Genomic DNA, 17,415 nt, shown 5'->3' with positions numbered 1-17,415 from the left:
GCAGCCGCGGCGGCCGTCAGCAGGGTCAATCCCGCCCCTTTAGCGTTGTTCTGTTGCGACATAGTGGTAAGAGAACGCTTTCGGGTCATAGAAATTGATGGGGTCACCGTCTACTTCAGCATAAGGATAACCAAAGTTGTTCATCGCTCCCTGCTCAGTAGCCGGGTACAGTTCAAAGTCACGACCATAGTTGAAGCCAACCCAGTTCATTTCCCAGTTGCCAAACAGATAGGTATTCACTGCCTGGACGTCCGCATCCTGATGCGTTTTTTTCTCCGCCAGACGCATTTTGGTCACATCGGCCGGATCGCATGGTAACCAACCGTAACCCGCCAGGTAGAACTCCGCACGGCAGTGCTGTCCCCCGCTAACATCAGCAACACCTGCACTGTCGGCTTTGCCAAATGCGCTTTTTGAGTAGCGCTCCAGCTTGTTTGCTTTCCCCAGACGAATCCCGAACAATTCACGTGCAGGAATGCCGCTGGCTCGGGCCAGGGCGACAAAAACAGAGCTCATGTCGGTGCATTTGCCCTTGAGCTTTCCGCTTTTCAAAATCTCCGCGACATCCCCGGTTCCGCAGCCGATAACGTCATTATCACGCTCCATATGACTGCTCACCCACTCGTATATCAGGCGAGCTTTTTTCAGCGGATCTTGTTCATTACCGGTAATTTTACGCGCCGTTTCCAGGACCTGCCCATCAATCGGTGTGTGCGTTGTTGGCAGCAGATACGGTTTTGCATCCAGCGGATACGTAATCTGTTCCGGTGCTTGCCAGTTTTTTAGCGCGTCATGTTGCAGTGGTTCCCAATCGGCTGTCTCAATGTCGAGATCAACCTTGATCAGCAGTTCTCCCTGCGAGTCAGGCCAACTGGCAAACAACGTTTTCGCGCCATAAGCATTGTTGGTTGTGACGTACGCCTGTTTATAATTGCCGCTAAAAGCAAGATTCGTCATTTGCTGGAATGCGGTATCGACCGGCAAAGGGATCCACAACTTCACGACACCATTCGACCCCTTTGGTGGGTTGAGCTTATACGTTTGCGATAGCACAAAGCGCCGACGTGCCACAGGCACGATTGCAGGCTCAGCAGCCTGGACCGTGCGGCTAACAATCGAAGGGCCGACTATACCGGCGGCGGAAAGGAGAACGCTATTTTTGAGAAATTGTCGACGTTGCATTGCTGTCTGTCCATGTTATGAGAGTTGAGCGGCGGCTGAATAACAAACCGTAGGCGATCATCACAGCAGACAGACGCTTCCATAAAAAGGCGAGTCGATGGAGGTTATTCATCAATAACAGACCTGTTAACTGTGAATGAAATAAGAAACTACGTGGTCGCCATTAAGCCACTTACCGGCGAGAAAGTACAGTAATGGCGGCATGAAGATCCCTCATTCTCATTAAGGAAAGACCGCCAAAAACCTGTCTATATTTAAACGCAGGCACTTCCACATGTAGTCCTCCGCTTTCATGTTTCATACACTGAGGGGAAGTCAAAATGGCGATGAGAATACTGTCTATTGATGGCGGTGGCATCAGAGGCATCCTGCCAGGTATGCTATTAGTCGCACTGGAGAAAAAGTTACAAGAAAGAGCAAAAAAGCCAACAGCAAGAATCGCTGATTATTTCGATTTAGTTGCAGGCACCAGTACTGGTGCCATCCTCTGTTCTGCCTATGTGTGTCCCGACGCGACAGGAAACCCCAAATTTTCCGCACAGGAAGCCGTCAACTTCTATCTTCAGGACGGCGATGAGATTTTTGACGTCGGCATTTGGAAAAACATCACTTCATTAGGCGGTGTCAGTGATGAAAAATACTCGGCAACGGAACTGGAGCGAGTATTAAAAACAGCCTTCGGTGATACAAAACTGAGTGAATTATTAAAACCAACCTGCTTTGTTGCTTATGATGTCAGCAGTCGTCTTCCTGTGATCTTCAAACAACACTCTGCCGTAGCCAAAAAACGGGATTTTCTGGTCAGAGATGTTTTACGTGGTACCTCCGCGGCACCAACGTACTTCGAAGCAGCGCGTATTTACTCACTTCCCCCATTGCCGCAAAAGTATCTCCTGGTCGATGGTGGTGTCGTGGCGAACGATCCAGCACTGTGTGCCTATTCCGAGGCGATTAAGTTTTCAAACGTTGCTGGCATCAAAGACATGATCATTGTCTCTCTGGGTACCGGTAAAAAGCTGCAGGGTTATTCATATTCAGAGGTTAAAGACTGGGGACCCTTTGGCTGGGCGAAACCCGCTATCGATATCGCGCTCGAAGGCGGTCCGCAGATGACTGCCTACTATTTACAACAAATCGCCTCAACGGTAAAAAACGCAAAATATTACAGGCTTCAACCCGAATTATATGGTGCCGATCCAACGCTGGATAACGCATCGCGAGAGAATTTAGAACGGCTGCATAACGCAGGACTGCAAAATGCAGCGGAATTCGACAAGACGTTAAATGAAATTGCCGCATTGTTAGTTAGCAACGGCGGGATTTTTAACTTCCAGGGATAAAACAGCCCCTGAGAACAGAGAACTAAAACCTATCCTGGCAGACGTCATTGGCGCAAACAGTTTGAGCACTGCCCAGCGGCGAAATGGCAAGCAAAATAGCCCTGATGGGATAGGTTCTGAATCAAAATATATACACATGGGTGCCAAGTTTACGGGCTAATCCCTTCGCTCCCTCGCGCATTACCGTATCGTGGTTCCAGCGAAATACCGGCGCCGCCAGTGGGGCAAGTATATTCATCCAGCGAATCGTGGTTCGTACATTCCAGTCGTACCTGACAATCGTCTCCTTACCGGTATCAATAAAAGACCATACCCCGCGCCCTTCAACCTCGCCGCTGGCAGCACCTTCAAGAAGAGAGTACTGCATAATATTTAATACATTGATATCAAAGGTTAAACGATACGGAAGTACACCCTTCCAGGTGTAACGATGCAACGCTCCGATCCCCTGTATATCGCCTTTCTTGATCTCAACAACACGCTCAAGGCTTCTCCACCATTCTGGCCACTGATCCGGGTGGGAGAAAACATCCCAGACATCCTGCAGTGAAGCCTCAACCCGCCAGACTGTAGAAAACTGATAGTCAGTCATCGCCTTCTCTCCCCTATGGGGGGAAAAATCTGCGGCACCTGCCTGTGCTACGAACAGGCATAATCACCTGTGAGCTGTTTTTATTATAGTGCTTAATACAGCCAGGCCCTCCAGAATCACAGCCTCAGCCGCCAGAAAATGTTTTTACCGCCCGGATTAGAGCGCCATTAAACGCTATACTTTAATAGCCACATTATTTATGAGTATTTATCATGAAACTGCCACGGGTATTTTCATGCGCCGTCCTTGCACTACTGCTGTTGACGTCTTCATCTGTTGCAGCCGGCACATTGCAACGTCAGGCTCAACGAGAGCAAGAATTGAGTGCTGGGTTAGCTGCCGGCAATGGCGTTATCGTGATTGGCGGCGCGGATGATTTTGCGTTTACGCTCAGAGCCCGTAGCCGGATCCACAGACCCTTTGCGATTGAGGATGGCATTAACGATCCCCTCATAATGAGCGGTTTTCAGAACCATAACCCCGCCCGTGATGGGTTCATGAACAACCCGGCCCGGGGAGGGTTTATGCTGAGCACGCCTATTCGCCGATAAGCGAATGGGCTAAATCATGTTGGTGACTGGGCCGTTTTGGCGGTTTTGCTTTATTGGTGGGTATTGTGACGCACGCTATTAGCTGTCAGTAAGTTTCAGGCACAAAAAAACCACCCGTAGGTGGTTTCACGACACTGCTTATTGCTTTGATTATTCTGTTCTTTCCCATGGTACCCGGAGTGAAATGCCGTATCCTTCCTCTTCGGCTGGTATAGCCTCCCTTATCCCGTTCTCCAGATTAATCGGTTACACCCGGTATCGCTCAGCCGTCATCGCGCATATCAGCAACGAACCATCGCAAAGCGAGTTTCCTACATAGAATATAGTATTTCCTTATTAACACTTCATGCTATTATAAGTACCCTTACAAAGATAATGGATAAATTGTAGGCGATGTACGAATGAAAAACAGAAGACAATTAATCATTGGCATGGGCGCAGCTCTAACAGCAACTTTAGTTCCATCATCAGGCAGATCAACTCAAACACGGGAAACAAAGACTAACGATATTGCATCCGAGGTAGATGATGACCAGGCTTATGCAAAATCAGGAAAAAATAATGATATTACCTCCTTAAATGCCCTAACTAATGGTTCTCTGTTTGGAAGAAAAATCCCTAATCTTGAGACTGAATTTGTTTTCTATAGTAAAGACCCTATTGGTATAAGCCTGGCTACTATGAATGATAATGGTGGTAGTTCTGTTCTACACAATTATCATGCAGGTAAAAATAGAACACCCACGCAAAATAATACCCTTGTCGGTGGTTATGGATGTAGAACATGGAATGGAAGTTCATATTCTAAACATGCTACATCTGCTATTCATTTTGTCACTTCTACAGCATCATCTCATGTGTCAACCTCCGATGAAGGGGCGTACATGAGAGTTTTAGCTACACCCAAAGGGCACACTGATCACCGGGTACAATGTGCCGCTTTCAATGGCTATGGTGATATAATATCTGCACCAGATGGAACTAGTGAGTTTACTAATAAAAAAAGTGTTGGCACTGGCATTCAAATTATTCGATACGGTATTAATGCCGAGTACAATGCACTAACTAATACGGATAAAGCTTCCTTTATCGGAACATTAGTGGGTACATCAACGCAAGCAACTCCTCCTCGCTGCAATACTATCTTCGGCATTAAAGGTCATGATGGAACAGATTTTACTGATACTATGTCCGGAATGAGAGTTAGTTCAACATCAGAATGGAATAAAAAATCACAAAAAGCTGAAATATCATTTTTCACATGTTCATCTAGCACTCCAAAAGACAGATGGAAAATATGGGACAATGGTACATTTCTACCAGCAGAAGATAAAACCTATTCCATAGGACATCCAGCATACAGAGTTGATGATATTTTCCTGGCAAATAGTGCAATAAGCACTTCTGATTCTAGGCAAAAAACAGAAGTAAGAAGTATGACAGATCGTGAAATCGATGCCGCAAAAAAACTGTCAAAAGAAATTGGTTTCTACCAATGGATATCATCGATTGAAAAGAAAGGGAACAACGCCAGAATCCATTGTGGACTCACAGTACAAAAAGCAATAAAAATAATGAAGGAATTCGGTTTGGATCCAATGAGGTACGGCTTTATTTGTTATGATGAATTCATTGAGAATGGTAAATCAGATGGTAGATATAGTTTTAGATTTGACCAACTTAATTTATTCATAGCCAAAGGGCTGGAGGAGAGGTTAAGCGTGTTAGAGCAAAAACTGTAAATTAAATTGTATTAGTCGCGGCTTGAACTGATAAATACCTTGGAAGATTGGGAGTTACCGGTTTTGATATGTGTGCCTAATCCTTATACAAAACACGAGATAACTCTCATGCTTTATACTACCAATCCCGTCATCAAACACAAAGCTGGTTTGCTGAATCTGGCTGAAGAACTCAGTTGGCCGACCCTGCCCCGGTAGACAAATTCTATCCTCACGACGAGGCCTGTTCAAAGGCCTCCGGACTGACACCACCGAGGTAACTGTGGCGCCGGGACCGGTTATAGAAGACTTCATGTAATCGAAGATATCGGCCGGGGGCCAGATCCCGGGTTTTATAGATGCGTTTTCTGATCCGTTCTTTTTTCGGTGAACTGAAGAACGATTCGGCCACCGCATCTTATCCCAGCAGTTGCCACGCGGGCTCATACTGGGTGTCAGGTTATTGGCCCGACCGTACTGGCTGCCCTGGTCTGAGTGCACAATGACCTCGCTGTCCGGTTTACGTCGCCAGACCGCCATCATCAGCGCATTCAGTACCAATTCACGTGAGAGAGTCGGCTTCATCGAACAGCCCACCACGTTACGGGCGAAAAGGTCGATAACCACCGCCAGACACAACCAGCCCTGCCAGGTGCGGATGTAAGTGATGTCTGTGACCCAGACCTGATTGGCCCGGACAACAGTAAACTGCCGCTGCACGCGATTAGGGACAACCACAGAAGGTCGGGCATCGATGCGACGCGGAGTTTTATCGCCTCGTACGGCTTTGATCCGGTTCAGTTGCATAATACGACCAACCCGTTTTTTGCCGCAGGTTTCCCCGATTTCATTCAGATCGCCATGAACCCGCTGGTAACCGTATACGCCTCCGCTAAGTGAATATGAGTCGCGGATAAGCGTCAGCAGACGCTGGTTATCTTTATCACGCGCCGAGACCCGGTTGTGCAGCCACGCATAGAATTCGACCCGGGCGACATTCAGTACCCAATACATTGTCATCACACCCCATACAGTACGGTATTCATTGATAAAGCGGTACTTCAGCCAGGCTCCCTTGCAAAGGACCGCGCAGCCTTTTTCAGAATATCCCGTTCTTCTTCGGTGCGTTTTAGTTGCGCCCGTAGTTTCAGGATCTCGCGTTTAACTTCCAGTAAATCCAGGGCATGCTGTTCGCTGTTACCAGGCTTGATAGCCCGTAGCCTCTTGTAGAGGCTGTGCGCAGAAACGCCCAGATGGTCGGATACTTCGGCAACGGAATAACCGCGTTCCGTTATCTGACGGACGGCTTCTTCCTTAAATTCAGGTGTAAATCGTGGTGTGCCCATATGCTCCCCCTATGCTCAAACTATATGGCAGGATCATCTAACAGTATGGGGTCATTCCAACAGCGGTATGGTCATATTTTTGTCATCCACCAGCCATCAGGTCTGCGATACAACTGCAATGCTTTTAATGCGCAATGGATGTAGGCCAAAAAACTTGCTGCAAAGAAATTCCCTGACCTGGATTTCCAGTTCACTTTCCATGATCTGAAAGCAAAAGGAATCTCCAATCTTGAAGGTACACTTAGTGAGAAGCAGGACATTTCGGGTCATAAAAACGCCTCACAAACAGCCCGATATAATCGAAAAATTTCTGTTGTTCCGGTCGTTGGAGAGCAGTAATGCCCTCTTTTTATGGCGAAGCTGAATGGCGAAACAATGGTGAACCTGAAGTATAAAAACAAAAAAACCACCCGTAGGTGGTTTCACGACACTGCTTATTGCTTTGATTATTCTGTTCTTTCCCATGGTACCCGGAGTGGGACTTGAACCCACACAGCGCGAACGCCGAGGGATTTTAAATCCCTTGTGTCTACCGATTCCACCATCCGGGCTCGGGAAGAAATTGGAGGCGCGTTCCGGAGTCGAACCGGACTAGACGGATTTGCAATCCGCTACATAACCGCTTTGCTAACGCGCCGAAATCTTCTGGCTTTACAGCCAAACATCCGCAAATGCCGATGTTTTAAATTTGGAGCGGGAAACGAGACTCGAACTCGCGACCCCGACCTTGGCAAGGTCGTGCTCTACCAACTGAGCTATTCCCGCATCACCAAGTAACTTTGTTAATCACTTGATTTTGTTATCGTCTGGCAATCAGTGCCGCCGTTCGATGCGTTGCATTCTACTTACCTGACGCAATGAGTCAACGATATTTTTCACCACTGACGATCGTTTGCTGAAATTTGCGGCGAAACGATCACTGATCAAGCAAATCTCCCCGTGCAGCGCTCAAATACTGGAACATTGACCATAAAGTCAGAATCGCGGCGACAAAGAAAAGTGCAATCCCGGCATACTCTACCCAGATATTGGGGCGCCACAGCAGCCATGCCAGCGCCGCCATTTGCGATGTCGTTTTGACTTTACCGATCCACGACACCGCCACGCTGCTACGCTTGCCAAGTTCTGCCATCCATTCACGCAGCGCTGAAATGATAATTTCTCGCGCGATCATCGTGGCGGCAGGCAATGTCACCCACCAGCTGTGGTAGTGCTCCGTCACCAGCACCATCGCAATAGCCACCAGGACTTTATCTGCCACCGGATCGAGGAACGCCCCGAAACGTGTGCTTTGGTTCCAGCGGCGCGCCAGAAAACCGTCAAACCAGTCGGTAACGGCTGCGATACAGAAAATCAGCGCACAAACGAAGGGAGCCCAGGTGAATGGCAGATAAAACGCCAATACAAAGAATGGGATCAGAATGACGCGAAACAGCGTGAGCAATGTAGGGATATTAAATTGCATATGACGGATAACTATCTGTTGTCAGTGAAATTACCCCTATGTTGCTACAGAGGGCTTAATGTTTCAACGAGTAGAAGATCTTTTCTGCCAGAGCTTGCGAAATACCCGGCACTTTTGCAATTTCTTCGACACTGGCGTTACGAAGCCCTTGCAAACCCCCCATATATTTCAACAACATTTGTCGGCGCTTAGGGCCAACGCCTTCGATGGTTTCCAGCGTACTGGTGCTTTTCACCTTCGCCCGTTTTTTACGGTGTCCGCTGATGGCGTGATCGTGAGACTCATCGCGGATATGCTGAATAACGTGCAACGCAGGGGAGTCCGGCGGCAGGCTAAACCCCTCGCCTTCCGGTTCGAAGAACAGGGTTTCCAGGCCTGCTTTGCGATCTGCCCCTTTTGCCACACCCAGTAACAGAGGATGCTGTTTATCCCAGGGCACGTCCAGTTCAGCAAAAACAGCTTTCGCCTGCCCTAGCTGGCCTTTACCACCATCGATCAAAATAACATCCGGGATCTTACTTTCTTCTATTGCCTTACCGTAACGCCGACGCAGTACCTGGTTCATCGCCGCGTAATCATCACCCGGCGTAATACCCGTAATGTTATAGCGACGATACTCTGCGCGCAGCGGCCCGTTAGCGTCAAAAACCACGCAGGAGGCAACGGTCTGCTCGCCCATCGTGTGGCTAATGTCAAAACATTCCATGCGTTTCACCGCAGGCAGTTTCAGCACGGATGCCAGCGCCGTCAGACGTTGGGTAATAGTGGACTGCTGGGAAAGTTTGGTGGTTAACGCTGTAGCCGCATTGGTACGCGCCAGCTTCAAATATCGGGCGCGATCGCCTCGCGGTTTCGTCTGGACGTTAATCTTCCGCCCGGCCAGTTCAGACAAAGAGTCAGCCAACAGCGTCTTATCGCTAAGATTAAAATCAAGCAGGATCTCACCAGGCAAGGTACGCACCTGGCTACCCTGTAAATAGAACTGCCCAACGAAGGTTTCAACTACCTCGCCCAGCTCCGTTCCCCCTGGTACTTTAGGAAAATAGCTGCGACTGCCTAACACTTTACCCTGACGAATGAACAAGACGTGTACACAGGCCATTCCAGCATCAAATGCCACGCCGATAACATCCAGATCGTCGCCAGTATTGGAAACAAACTGTTTTTCAGTGACACGGCGAACCGCCTGAATTTGGTCGCGGATGCGTGCGGCCTCTTCAAACTCAAGGTTCTGGCTGGCCTTCTCCATCCGGGTTATCAGTTGCGTTAACACCTGATCGTCTTTGCCGGATAAAAACAGCCGTACATAGTCGACCTGCTGTGCGTACTCTTCTTCACTCACCAGACCGGCGACGCATGGCCCAAGGCAGCGGCCAATCTGATATTGCAAACACGGGCGTGAACGGTTGCGATAAACGCTATTTTCACACTGACGTATTGGGAAAATTTTCTGCAATAGCGCCAGCGTCTCGCGGACGGCATAACCGTTAGGAAACGGTCCAAAGTATTCACCTTTAGCATGCTTGGCGCCGCGATGCGTCGCCAGACGCGGATGGGTATCGCCACTGAGGAAAATAAAGGGATAGGATTTATCATCGCGCAGCAATACGTTATAGCGCGGCTGGTACAGCTTGATGTAATTGTGCTCAAGCAATAATGCTTCAGTTTCGGTGTGCGTCACCGTGACATCAATCTGCTGAATTTGTGCCACCAGCGCTTCGGTTTTACGCGACGCGAGATTGCTGCGGAAATAGCTGGAGAGCCGTTTTTTCAGGTCTTTCGCTTTACCGACATAGATAACCGTCCCGGCGGTATCGTACATACGATAGACGCCAGGCTGGCTGGTCACGGTTTTCAGAAACGCTTTAGCATCGAACTGTTCGGTCACAGGCTTGTTAATGTCTCCGCATTACACAGGCCATGGCGAATTGCCAGGTGAGTCAGCTCCACATCGCCATGAATGTTTAATTTACTGAACATTCGATAGCGGTAGCTGTTCACTGTTTTGGGACTAAGATTCAGTTGTTCTGAGATCTCATTGACCTTCTGGCCTTTGGTGATCATCAGCATAATCTGCAACTCGCGTTCAGACAAACTGGCAAACGGGGTTTCCGTTTTCTCTGGCTCAATCTGGCTAAGCGCCATTTGTTGCGCAATATCGGAAGCAATGTAGCGCTGCCCGGAAAAAACCGAACGAATCGCGCTCACGACTTCCTGAGGGGCGGCCCCCTTGCTGAGATAGCCCGCGGCTCCCGCCTGCATAACTTTTGCCGGCAATGGGTTTTCGGTATGAACAGTCAACATGATCACTTTAATGTCAGCCGAGGAACGCGCAATTTTGCGGGTTGCCTCCAGACCGCCAATACCGGGCATATTCATGTCCATCAGCACAACGTCGACGGCGTTAGTGCGGCACCATTTGACCGCATCTTCGCCGCAGCACGCCTCGCCGACAACTTTAATGCCTTTTATATCTTCCAGAATGCGTCGTATCCCTGCGCGCACCAGTTCGTGGTCATCAACAAGAAAAACGTTGATCAAAGGAATATCTCCAGAATAGGGATAACGCTACCGATAGTTAATCGGTCCTATGTTAACGGGTTTTATCTCAACTTTGAAATCTAAAAAACACCCGACTTTCGATTTTGCTCTCGTTTTTGGAAATTAGATTGTACGAACCGTGGAAACTTTCACGGTTGAAGGCTGTTTGCCCGCGCTTATATCTGCATAGCTGTTTCAGAATAGTGACAAAAAATTCATATTCTTACGCTGAATGCTAAATAGGAAGGTAAGCTTGTAACAATAATTAACGAGTAAAATACTCGGAATAAACAATGAATGGAGAAAATATATGCACTGCAACATCTTGTTTATTTTAATCTCATTGGGTTTTGTTTGTGCAAAAAACAACCTCAGATATTTTTAGCCGAGCTTATGGTATACTCCGCCGCCTTGACGTTTGCCATCGCACTTTTTCATTGAAACATAACGAGGAAAATAAATGAGTACGCCTGATTTTTCCACTGCTGAGAATAATCAAGAACTGGCTAATGAAGTCACCTGCCTGAAGGCCATGTTAACGCTGATGCTGCAGGCTATGGGACAAGCCGATGCAGGACGCGTGATTCTTAAAATGGAAAAACAGATCGCGCTGATTGAGGACGAAACACAGGCCGCGGTATTTACCAGCACTGTTAAACAGATTAAACAGGCCTATCGTCAGTGATAAGAAACCGGCTGACAGCGATGCTCTCAGCCGGTTTTGCGTCTGACACTCAGAACGACATTTTATTCAGATAAGCCCCGTTGCAGCGGCATAACAAGCAATCTGTGTTTTGTTTGGCGCGTTAAACTTCTTCTGCATATTCTTCTGATGAAAGTTAACGGTATTTTCAGAGATCGACAGAATCATTGCTATCTCGGAAGAGGTTTTCCCCTCAGCGGTCCATTTCAGAATCTCTTTTTCGCGCTTGCTAAAACGCATCTCCGGCGCCATGACCATGTCATCTTCCAGCCGCATAAGTACTGACAGACTTTCTCGTACCAGCAGTTGCATCCTGAGTTCGACTTCATCCTGGGCATAGCGGCCATTACGCACACTTGCGCGTGAAACGGACAAAAAGCCTAGCGCCCGATTTGGCAACATTAAGCATTGCGTCATCCCCTTGCGCAGACCGTGATTACGCGCGGCGTCCCACAGCGGTTGTGCGTCACGGAACAAGGCGTCATCCCACGGTAAGTGGCCCTGACTGAAGTTTTCGGGTTTCAGTACCGGATCGATAGCGAAATAATTTTCTGATTGGTAGTGTGCGACCCATGCTTTGGGATACGTCGTATGAAGTACCGTTTTAGGTCGGGTAAAGGGTACGGGATGCCGGACACAGAGCGCATAAAAATCGAACTCTAAGTGCTGCGTCTGAAGTTGTAATTCGTTATAGACATCCTCTGCCGCCGCCATTTCCTGAAAGCGTAACAGCATGCTCCGTCGCCAGGTGAAGAAATCATGATCCTGCATACTAAGTGGTAATGCCCCTGAGATTGATAATCATCCAAATGTACGAAACAAGCTAACACATAAATGTATTTTATATATGCAAATTATCGGACAAATAAGAAATTACTTGAGTGTAATGTAACAGCCCACAATGCTGGCAGGATGAAGCAATAATAATAAAGCAGTAATTATAAATAGTTATGCAACAAGCACTCACCAAAAAAACTATTTCGATGAGTGCTCTCTGACCTTTTATTGCATCAGGAATTTTTCAAGAAACTGACGGGTTCGCGGTTGCTGCGGATGCGTGAATAATGATTTTGCAGGCCCCTGCTCCACTATCTTGCCCTGATCCATAAATATCGCCCGGTCAGCAACGTCACGCGCAAAACTCATTTCGTGCGTCACAATGACCATGGTGCGTTTTTCCTGCGCCAGTTGACGAATAGTATTAAGCACTTCGCCAACCAGTTCCGGGTCAAGCGCGGAGGTCGGTTCATCAAAAAGAATAACTTCCGGACGCATAGCCAGCGCCCGGGCAATAGCGACACGCTGCTGCTGACCGCCGGATAACCGCCGTGGATAGCTGCTCTCTTTACCCGCAAGCCCAACCTTTGCCAGAAGTTCACGCGCGCGCGCTGTCGCTTCCGCCTTCGGTTCGCCCTTCACAATTACCGGACCTTCAATAATGTTTTCCAGTACTGTGCGATGTGGAAATAAATTAAAGTTCTGGAACACAAACCCCACATGCTGGCGCAACTGGCGAATCTGTCCTTTCTGCTGGCTTAAGGAACGCGCGGTATCAATGGTAATATCTCCAACCTTGATGGTGCCCGCCTCCGGTTGTTCCAGCAAATTTATACTGCGCAGCAGCGTGGTTTTACCTGAACCGCTCGGCCCGATAATCGCCACGACTTCACCAGGCTTAACGTCCAGATCAATGCCGTGCAGTACCGTTTGCCCGTGAAATTTTTTCACCAGGTTTCTGACTTCAATAGTACTCATTTCGGATCTCTCTCCTGGCGGTTGAGCTGTTCTTCAAAATAGTTCTGCAGCGCAGAAAGCACCGTCGCCATGACCCAGTAAATCAGCGAGGCCGCCAGATACATGGTAAACACTTCCAGCGTGCGTGAAGTAATCAGCTGCGCCTGGCGGAACAGTTCCGGTACCTGGATGGTCGCGGCCAGTGATGTGTCTTTCACCAGACTGATAAAGCTGTTGCTCAGCGGTGGAAGCGCAACCCGCGCAGCCTGCGGCAGGATCGCCCTGCGCATCGTCTGCCACGGTGTCATACCGATACTCGCCCCGGCTTCCCACTGACCTTTATCAATGGAGGAGATGGCCGCACGCAGCGTTTCTGCCGCGTAAGCCGCAGTATTCAGCGACAGACCGATCATTGCAGCCGGTATCGGGTCCAGCTCAATACCAAACTGCGGCAGACCGTAGTAGATCATAAACAGTTGGGCAATTAACGGCGTACCGCGAAAGATAGAGATATAAAAGCGCGCCAGCCAGCGCACAGGCAACAGTGACGATAAACGCATTAGCGCCAGGATGAACCCCAGCACCAGGCCAAAAAACATCCCGCCGATACTCAGTTGGAGCGTAAATACCGCCCCTTTCAGCAGATACGGCAGCGAATCAATGACCAGTTGGATACTTTCTTGCATTAGTGTTTTTCTACCTGGTTGTCATACATGTGGATGGTAGGCAAACAACGCAGGTGCCCCACCGGTATGAATAAAGAGGATTGGCCCTTCATCTTTAAAGCGTTTCTGGCTGATACCGTCAATCAGGCCTGCCATCGCTTTACCGGTATACACCGGATCCAACAAAATGCCCTCCAGACGTGCCAACAGTTTTACCGCCTCCATGCCTTCTTCATTTGGCGTACCGTAACCCGGCGCAAAGTAATCATCCCACAGTAAAATATCTGCCGCCGCAGTCAGCTCCAGCTCACTGGCAATAGCCTGCTGCAACGCAACGACTTTTGGTTTTTGGTCAGCAACGCTGCGCGAAACGGTGACACCGATAAGCTCAACGTTCGGCATCAATTGTTCCAGTCCTACCGCCAACCCGGCGTGCGTTCCTGCACTGCCCGACGCCACCACGACGGATGAAAGTTCTACGGCACCTTCACACTGCTGAGCAATTTCCAGTGCGCTTTCGACATAACCCAATGCACCCAACGCGTTAGAACCGCCAACCGGGATCACATACGGGCGGAACCCCTGCGCTTCAATCCGCGTCGCCAGTTCCTGAAGCTGCGCATTCGGGTCGGTCAGCGCATCACACATTTCAATCTGGGTATTGAACAGATCCAGCAGCAGGCGGTTACCGTTACTGAGATAATTTTCCGCAGTCGTGCCTATTGGATTTTCTAACAGCGCCACACAGTGAAGCCCCAGCTTCGCCGCGACCGCCGCCGTCTGACGCACGTGGTTCGACTGGATAGCCCCTGCGGTGATCAATGTGTCTGCGCCTTCACGCAGCGCGTCCGCCGCCAGAAACTCCAGTTTGCGCAGTTTATTGCCGCCCATCGCCATCGGCGTGACGTCATCGCGTTTAATAAAAATATCGCGGCCGAGATAATCAGAGAAACGCGGGAGATATTCGAGCGGCGTGGGCGCACCAATAAATTCCAGACGGGGAAAGCGCGTTAAGTTATGCAGTGGCATAGAGCCTCCGGTGTTTACTCATCATCTTGTGGGCAACAAGCAGCCCAAAAGCCTGAGAGTAGAAGTTGTTGTGATGTTCTTTTTATTATGCACGTTCAGGCGCAATGGAATAAAAAAAGGCGCTGTTAAAGGCGCCTTTTTTATCCGGATGATGATTATTTCGTCACATCCGCTCCAAACCATTTTTCGGACAGGGCTTTCAGCGTGCCGTCTTTTTGCATATCGGCAATGGCTGCATCCACGGCTTTCAGCAGATCTTCATTGCCTTTACGCAGCGCCACACCAGATTCCTGGCGGGAGAAAGCTTCACCAGTCACGGCCAGTGTGTCTTTGGTTTTCTTCACCAGATCCAACGCTGCCAGACGGTCAACCAGAATGGCATCGATACGGCCTACGCGCAGATCCTGATATTTGGTCGGATCATCATCATAGGTACGAATATCTACGCCCTGCACATTCTGACGCAGCCACTCTTCATAGTTGGTTCCCAGACCAACGCCGACTTTTTTACCTTTCAGATCGGCAGCAGTCTTAATAACGCCTTCGTTACCTTTCTTCACCAGCGCCTGGATACCAGAAACCGTATACGGGGTAGAGAAATCGTATTTTTTCTTCCGTTCGTCAGAGATGGTTACCTGGTTTATCACCACATCGATACGTTTGGAATCTAACGACGCCAGCATGCCGTCCCATTTGGTCGGCTTGAGCGAGGCTTTCACACCCAGATGTTTAGCCAGCTCCTCGGCAAATTCCACTTCAAAACCGGTCAGTTTGCCATCGTCACCCTGGAAACTAAACGGGGGATAAGTCCCTTCAAGCCCCACCAGCAGCGTGCCGCGCTCTTTCACTTTATTTAACAGACCTTCGTCCGCAAATGTTTTTGCGCTCATACCCGCGACAAGTGCAACAGCCATTACACCCATCAGCGCCTGACGTCCCAGAAGTGCTAATTTCATAGTTACCCCGAATATTGTCATTAGTGACCATCATTTATGACCGAAGTGTAGAACGTTCGCCGTAATTCACAAACACGACTCTGTTACACCTTATTCGTTTTTAATATATATCAGAACTGGCTGTCCAGGCGGATTTCTGCATATGCCCCATATGTGTATGGGCTTTAAACTGCTCATACTTACGTAGCGCAATGCGGTAGTTATTGGTGCTGGTTTCTGGCAGCCACGGGGCGAGGTTTTCGTCGAGGAACCCTTCCTGCAGCAGGTCATGAGAAATTTTTTGTTCAGTCAGATGATTGCCGAGACGACGCAGGCGAACAACATATTCGCGCACCGTGCCGTGGCTCATTTCGGTTTGCTCAAACAAAAATTGTTTAAAGCCGATGATGTCAAAGAAGTCGCTTTGCTCTTTGCAATGCAAATCACCGCAGAAACGGCATAACGCCACCCACTCTTTTTTCTCCTGCGCCCATTCAGCATCATCAAGCAGCGTGTCCAGGCGGGAGATGGCTATCTTATTCACAATCTGCCCGCGACGAACCAGCGTGATCCTGTCAAGCAACTTAAAGCAATGGGCGCAATGCGTCTGGCTGTGTTTGAAATCTTTGAGGTAGCGGCTTAGTGGCCGTCTTTTTGATTGCTGCACCGTCATGAGAACTCCTGGTAGTCAATACGTTATGCGGCATTGTTCAGGGGCAAAGATTACCCCTTATAGCTTACCCAGCTTGGTGCGTAGACGTTTGATAGCCTGGCTGTGCAACTGACTGACCCGTGATTCGCCCACTTCCAGAACAGCACCAATCTCTTTCAGATTCAGCTCTTCCTGATAGTACAGCGTCAATACCAGCTTCTCGCGCTCCGGCAATGCATCAATCGCATCCATCACGCGCTGACGGAGGTTCCCCTCAAGAAGCTGTTGTAACGGGTTTTCTTGCTGATGTTCTTCTGTCACCAGCTCAATACTATCGCCATGCTCTTCCCGCCACTCGTCATAGGAGAAGAGTTGGCTGTTATTGGTATCAAGCAACATCTGACGATACTCTTGTACAGGGATCCCCAGACGCTCCGCCACTTCAGTTTCCGTCGCGTTACGCCCTAATTCCTGCTCCAGTTGCCCCATCGCCTGTGCCACTTCGCGGGCATTGCGCCGAACGCTACGCGGCACCCAGTCCCGGCTGCGTAGTTCATCCAGCATAGCCCCACGAATACGCTGCACTGCGTAAGTGGTAAATGCCGTTCCTTGCAAAGCGTCATATCGGTCAACTGCATTCAATAACCCGATGCCGCCCGCTTGTAGCAGGTCATCCAGTTCCACGCTCGCCGGCAAGCGCACCTGAAGGCGCAATGCTTCGTGACGCACCAACGGTACATAACGCTGCCACAGCGAGTGTTTATCCATTACACCTTCAGCGGTATACAGTGAATTCACGATAAACAGCCCTGCGTTAAATGAGTTATCGGCATGATTATCCGTTTCTGCAGGGGTTTTAATCGGGTGAATAGTGGGTGAAATGGGGGGTTATTTGGGGGTTACGGGTAAAGCGGAATGTAAAAAACCCCGCCGGAGCGGGGTTTGCGCGATAAGTGTAA

17 protein-coding genes, 3 tRNA genes and 1 pseudogene are annotated in these 17,415 nt (G+C 49.1%); 4 read left to right on the top strand and 17 right to left on the bottom strand.

Going from position 1 to position 17,415, the window contains the following annotated elements; genetic code table 11:
* Nucleotides 1-39 precede the first annotated feature (39 nt).
* Nucleotides 40-1,182, bottom strand: coding sequence for a transglutaminase family protein (locus FDX03_RS10575; RefSeq protein WP_115601824.1), 1,143 nt, complete (start codon nt 1,180-1,182; stop codon nt 40-42).
* Nucleotides 1,183-1,502: 320 nt separating this feature from the next.
* Between FDX03_RS10575 and FDX03_RS10570 the strand changes: the two genes are divergently transcribed.
* Nucleotides 1,503-2,522, top strand: a complete 1,020-nt coding sequence (locus tag FDX03_RS10570; RefSeq protein ID WP_137345905.1) for a patatin-like phospholipase family protein — start codon at nt 1,503-1,505, stop codon at nt 2,520-2,522.
* Nucleotides 2,523-2,643: 121 nt separating this feature from the next.
* On the opposite strand, the gene FDX03_RS10565 is transcribed toward FDX03_RS10570, so the two are convergent.
* Nucleotides 2,644-3,114, bottom strand: coding sequence for an SRPBCC family protein (locus tag FDX03_RS10565; RefSeq protein ID WP_048211330.1), 471 nt, complete (start codon nt 3,112-3,114; stop codon nt 2,644-2,646).
* Nucleotides 3,115-3,446: 332 nt separating this feature from the next.
* Nucleotides 3,447-3,590 (bottom strand): hypothetical protein, encoded by a 144-nt coding sequence (locus FDX03_RS22820; RefSeq protein WP_156182745.1) that lies wholly within the window; start codon nt 3,588-3,590, stop codon nt 3,447-3,449.
* Between the two features lie 476 nt (nt 3,591-4,066).
* Between FDX03_RS22820 and FDX03_RS10555 the strand changes: the two genes are divergently transcribed.
* A complete protein-coding gene (locus FDX03_RS10555) occupies nt 4,067-5,407 on the top strand; it encodes a tail fiber domain-containing protein (protein ID WP_137345903.1) in 1,341 nt (446 codons plus the stop codon).
* A gap of 211 nt (nt 5,408-5,618) precedes the next feature.
* Here FDX03_RS10555 and FDX03_RS10550 read toward each other — a convergent pair.
* The 7 genes and pseudogenes from FDX03_RS10550 to uvrY form a co-directional block, all read right to left on the bottom strand.
* Nucleotides 5,619-6,732, bottom strand: a pseudogene (locus FDX03_RS10550) (IS3 family transposase).
* Nucleotides 6,733-7,196: 464 nt separating this feature from the next.
* A tRNA-Leu gene (locus tag FDX03_RS10535) sits at nt 7,197-7,283 on the bottom strand.
* 12 nt (nt 7,284-7,295) lie between these two features.
* Nucleotides 7,296-7,369 (bottom strand) — tRNA-Cys (locus FDX03_RS10530).
* 52 nt (nt 7,370-7,421) lie between these two features.
* Nucleotides 7,422-7,497, bottom strand: a tRNA-Gly gene (locus FDX03_RS10525).
* A 151-nt stretch (nt 7,498-7,648) separates the two neighbouring features.
* Nucleotides 7,649-8,197, bottom strand: coding sequence for a CDP-diacylglycerol--glycerol-3-phosphate 3-phosphatidyltransferase (gene pgsA / locus FDX03_RS10520; protein ID WP_003030490.1), 549 nt, complete (start codon nt 8,195-8,197; stop codon nt 7,649-7,651).
* Nucleotides 8,198-8,252: 55 nt separating this feature from the next.
* Nucleotides 8,253-10,085 carry an excinuclease ABC subunit UvrC gene (uvrC, locus tag FDX03_RS10515; protein ID WP_061068101.1) on the bottom strand — a complete coding sequence of 611 codons (1,833 nt, stop codon included), beginning with the start codon at nt 10,083-10,085 and terminating at the stop codon, nt 8,253-8,255.
* The gene (uvrY, locus tag FDX03_RS10510; RefSeq protein WP_048211324.1) at nt 10,082-10,738 is read right to left on the bottom strand and encodes a UvrY/SirA/GacA family response regulator transcription factor; all 657 of its coding nucleotides are present in this window, start codon (nt 10,736-10,738) and stop codon (nt 10,082-10,084) included. The genes uvrC and uvrY overlap by 4 nt, the downstream gene beginning before the upstream one ends.
* Before the next feature lie 350 nt (nt 10,739-11,088).
* On the opposite strand from uvrY, the gene FDX03_RS10505 reads away from it, so the two are divergent.
* Nucleotides 11,089-11,202, top strand: coding sequence for a hypothetical protein (locus FDX03_RS10505; RefSeq protein WP_101743137.1), 114 nt, complete (start codon nt 11,089-11,091; stop codon nt 11,200-11,202).
* On the top strand, nt 11,199-11,423 hold the full coding sequence (locus tag FDX03_RS10500; protein WP_005127733.1) for a DUF2594 family protein: 225 nt from the start codon (nt 11,199-11,201) through the stop codon (nt 11,421-11,423). The genes FDX03_RS10505 and FDX03_RS10500 overlap by 4 nt, the downstream gene beginning before the upstream one ends.
* 66 nt (nt 11,424-11,489) lie before the next feature.
* Here FDX03_RS10500 and sdiA read toward each other — a convergent pair whose 3' ends face one another.
* The 7 genes from sdiA to fliA all read right to left on the bottom strand — a co-directional run bounded on the left by sdiA (nt 11,490) and on the right by fliA (nt 17,254).
* A complete protein-coding gene (gene sdiA / locus FDX03_RS10495; protein ID WP_048211322.1) occupies nt 11,490-12,212 on the bottom strand; it encodes a transcriptional regulator SdiA in 723 nt (240 codons plus the stop codon).
* 231 nt (nt 12,213-12,443) lie between these two features.
* Nucleotides 12,444-13,196 (bottom strand): L-cystine ABC transporter ATP-binding protein TcyN, encoded by a 753-nt coding sequence (gene tcyN, locus FDX03_RS10490; protein WP_005127735.1) that lies wholly within the window; start codon nt 13,194-13,196, stop codon nt 12,444-12,446.
* A complete protein-coding gene (gene tcyL / locus FDX03_RS10485) occupies nt 13,193-13,861 on the bottom strand; it encodes a cystine ABC transporter permease (protein WP_061068102.1) in 669 nt (222 codons plus the stop codon). The genes tcyN and tcyL overlap by 4 nt, the downstream gene beginning before the upstream one ends.
* 21 nt (nt 13,862-13,882) lie before the next feature.
* Complete coding sequence (dcyD, locus tag FDX03_RS10480; protein ID WP_115643231.1) at nt 13,883-14,869, bottom strand: D-cysteine desulfhydrase; 987 nt, start codon at nt 14,867-14,869, stop codon at nt 13,883-13,885.
* 155 nt (nt 14,870-15,024) lie between these two features.
* On the bottom strand, nt 15,025-15,825 hold the full coding sequence (tcyJ, locus tag FDX03_RS10475) for a cystine ABC transporter substrate-binding protein (protein WP_005127738.1): 801 nt from the start codon (nt 15,823-15,825) through the stop codon (nt 15,025-15,027).
* Between the two features lie 100 nt (nt 15,826-15,925).
* The gene (gene fliZ, locus FDX03_RS10470; RefSeq protein ID WP_040232441.1) at nt 15,926-16,477 is read right to left on the bottom strand and encodes a flagella biosynthesis regulatory protein FliZ; all 552 of its coding nucleotides are present in this window, start codon (nt 16,475-16,477) and stop codon (nt 15,926-15,928) included.
* Nucleotides 16,478-16,534: 57 nt separating this feature from the next.
* The gene (fliA, locus tag FDX03_RS10465) at nt 16,535-17,254 is read right to left on the bottom strand and encodes an RNA polymerase sigma factor FliA (protein ID WP_005127740.1); all 720 of its coding nucleotides are present in this window, start codon (nt 17,252-17,254) and stop codon (nt 16,535-16,537) included.
* Nucleotides 17,255-17,415 lie beyond the last annotated feature (161 nt).

Source organism: Citrobacter sp. wls827, assembly GCF_005280875.1.
GTDB classification, from domain to species: domain Bacteria; phylum Pseudomonadota; class Gammaproteobacteria; order Enterobacterales; family Enterobacteriaceae; genus Citrobacter; species Citrobacter youngae.
The sequence above is the reverse complement of the archived record's forward strand: the minus strand, read 5'-3'. Positions and strand labels throughout refer to the sequence as shown.

Bases quoted from the DNA above. Each gene is read 5' to 3' on its own strand.
- FDX03_RS10575 (WP_115601824.1), bottom strand. From the start codon at position 1,182: ATGCAACGTCGACAATTTCTCAAAAATAGCGTTCTCCTTTCCGCCGCC.
- FDX03_RS10570 (WP_137345905.1), top strand. From the start codon at position 1,503: ATGGCGATGAGAATACTGTCTATTGATGGCGGTGGCATCAGAGGCATC.
- FDX03_RS10565 (WP_048211330.1), bottom strand. From the start codon at position 3,114: ATGACTGACTATCAGTTTTCTACAGTCTGGCGGGTTGAGGCTTCACTG.
- FDX03_RS22820 (WP_156182745.1), bottom strand. From the start codon at position 3,590: ATGGTTCTGAAAACCGCTCATTATGAGGGGATCGTTAATGCCATCCTC.
- FDX03_RS10555 (WP_137345903.1), top strand. From the start codon at position 4,067: ATGAAAAACAGAAGACAATTAATCATTGGCATGGGCGCAGCTCTAACA.
- pgsA (WP_003030490.1), bottom strand. From the start codon at position 8,197: ATGCAATTTAATATCCCTACATTGCTCACGCTGTTTCGCGTCATTCTG.
- FDX03_RS10500 (WP_005127733.1), top strand. From the start codon at position 11,199: ATGAGTACGCCTGATTTTTCCACTGCTGAGAATAATCAAGAACTGGCT.
- sdiA (WP_048211322.1), bottom strand. From the start codon at position 12,212: ATGCAGGATCATGATTTCTTCACCTGGCGACGGAGCATGCTGTTACGC.
- tcyN (WP_005127735.1), bottom strand. From the start codon at position 13,196: ATGAGTACTATTGAAGTCAGAAACCTGGTGAAAAAATTTCACGGGCAA.
- tcyL (WP_061068102.1), bottom strand. From the start codon at position 13,861: ATGCAAGAAAGTATCCAACTGGTCATTGATTCGCTGCCGTATCTGCTG.
- dcyD (WP_115643231.1), bottom strand. From the start codon at position 14,869: ATGCCACTGCATAACTTAACGCGCTTTCCCCGTCTGGAATTTATTGGT.
- tcyJ (WP_005127738.1), bottom strand. From the start codon at position 15,825: ATGAAATTAGCACTTCTGGGACGTCAGGCGCTGATGGGTGTAATGGCT.
- fliZ (WP_040232441.1), bottom strand. From the start codon at position 16,477: ATGACGGTGCAGCAATCAAAAAGACGGCCACTAAGCCGCTACCTCAAA.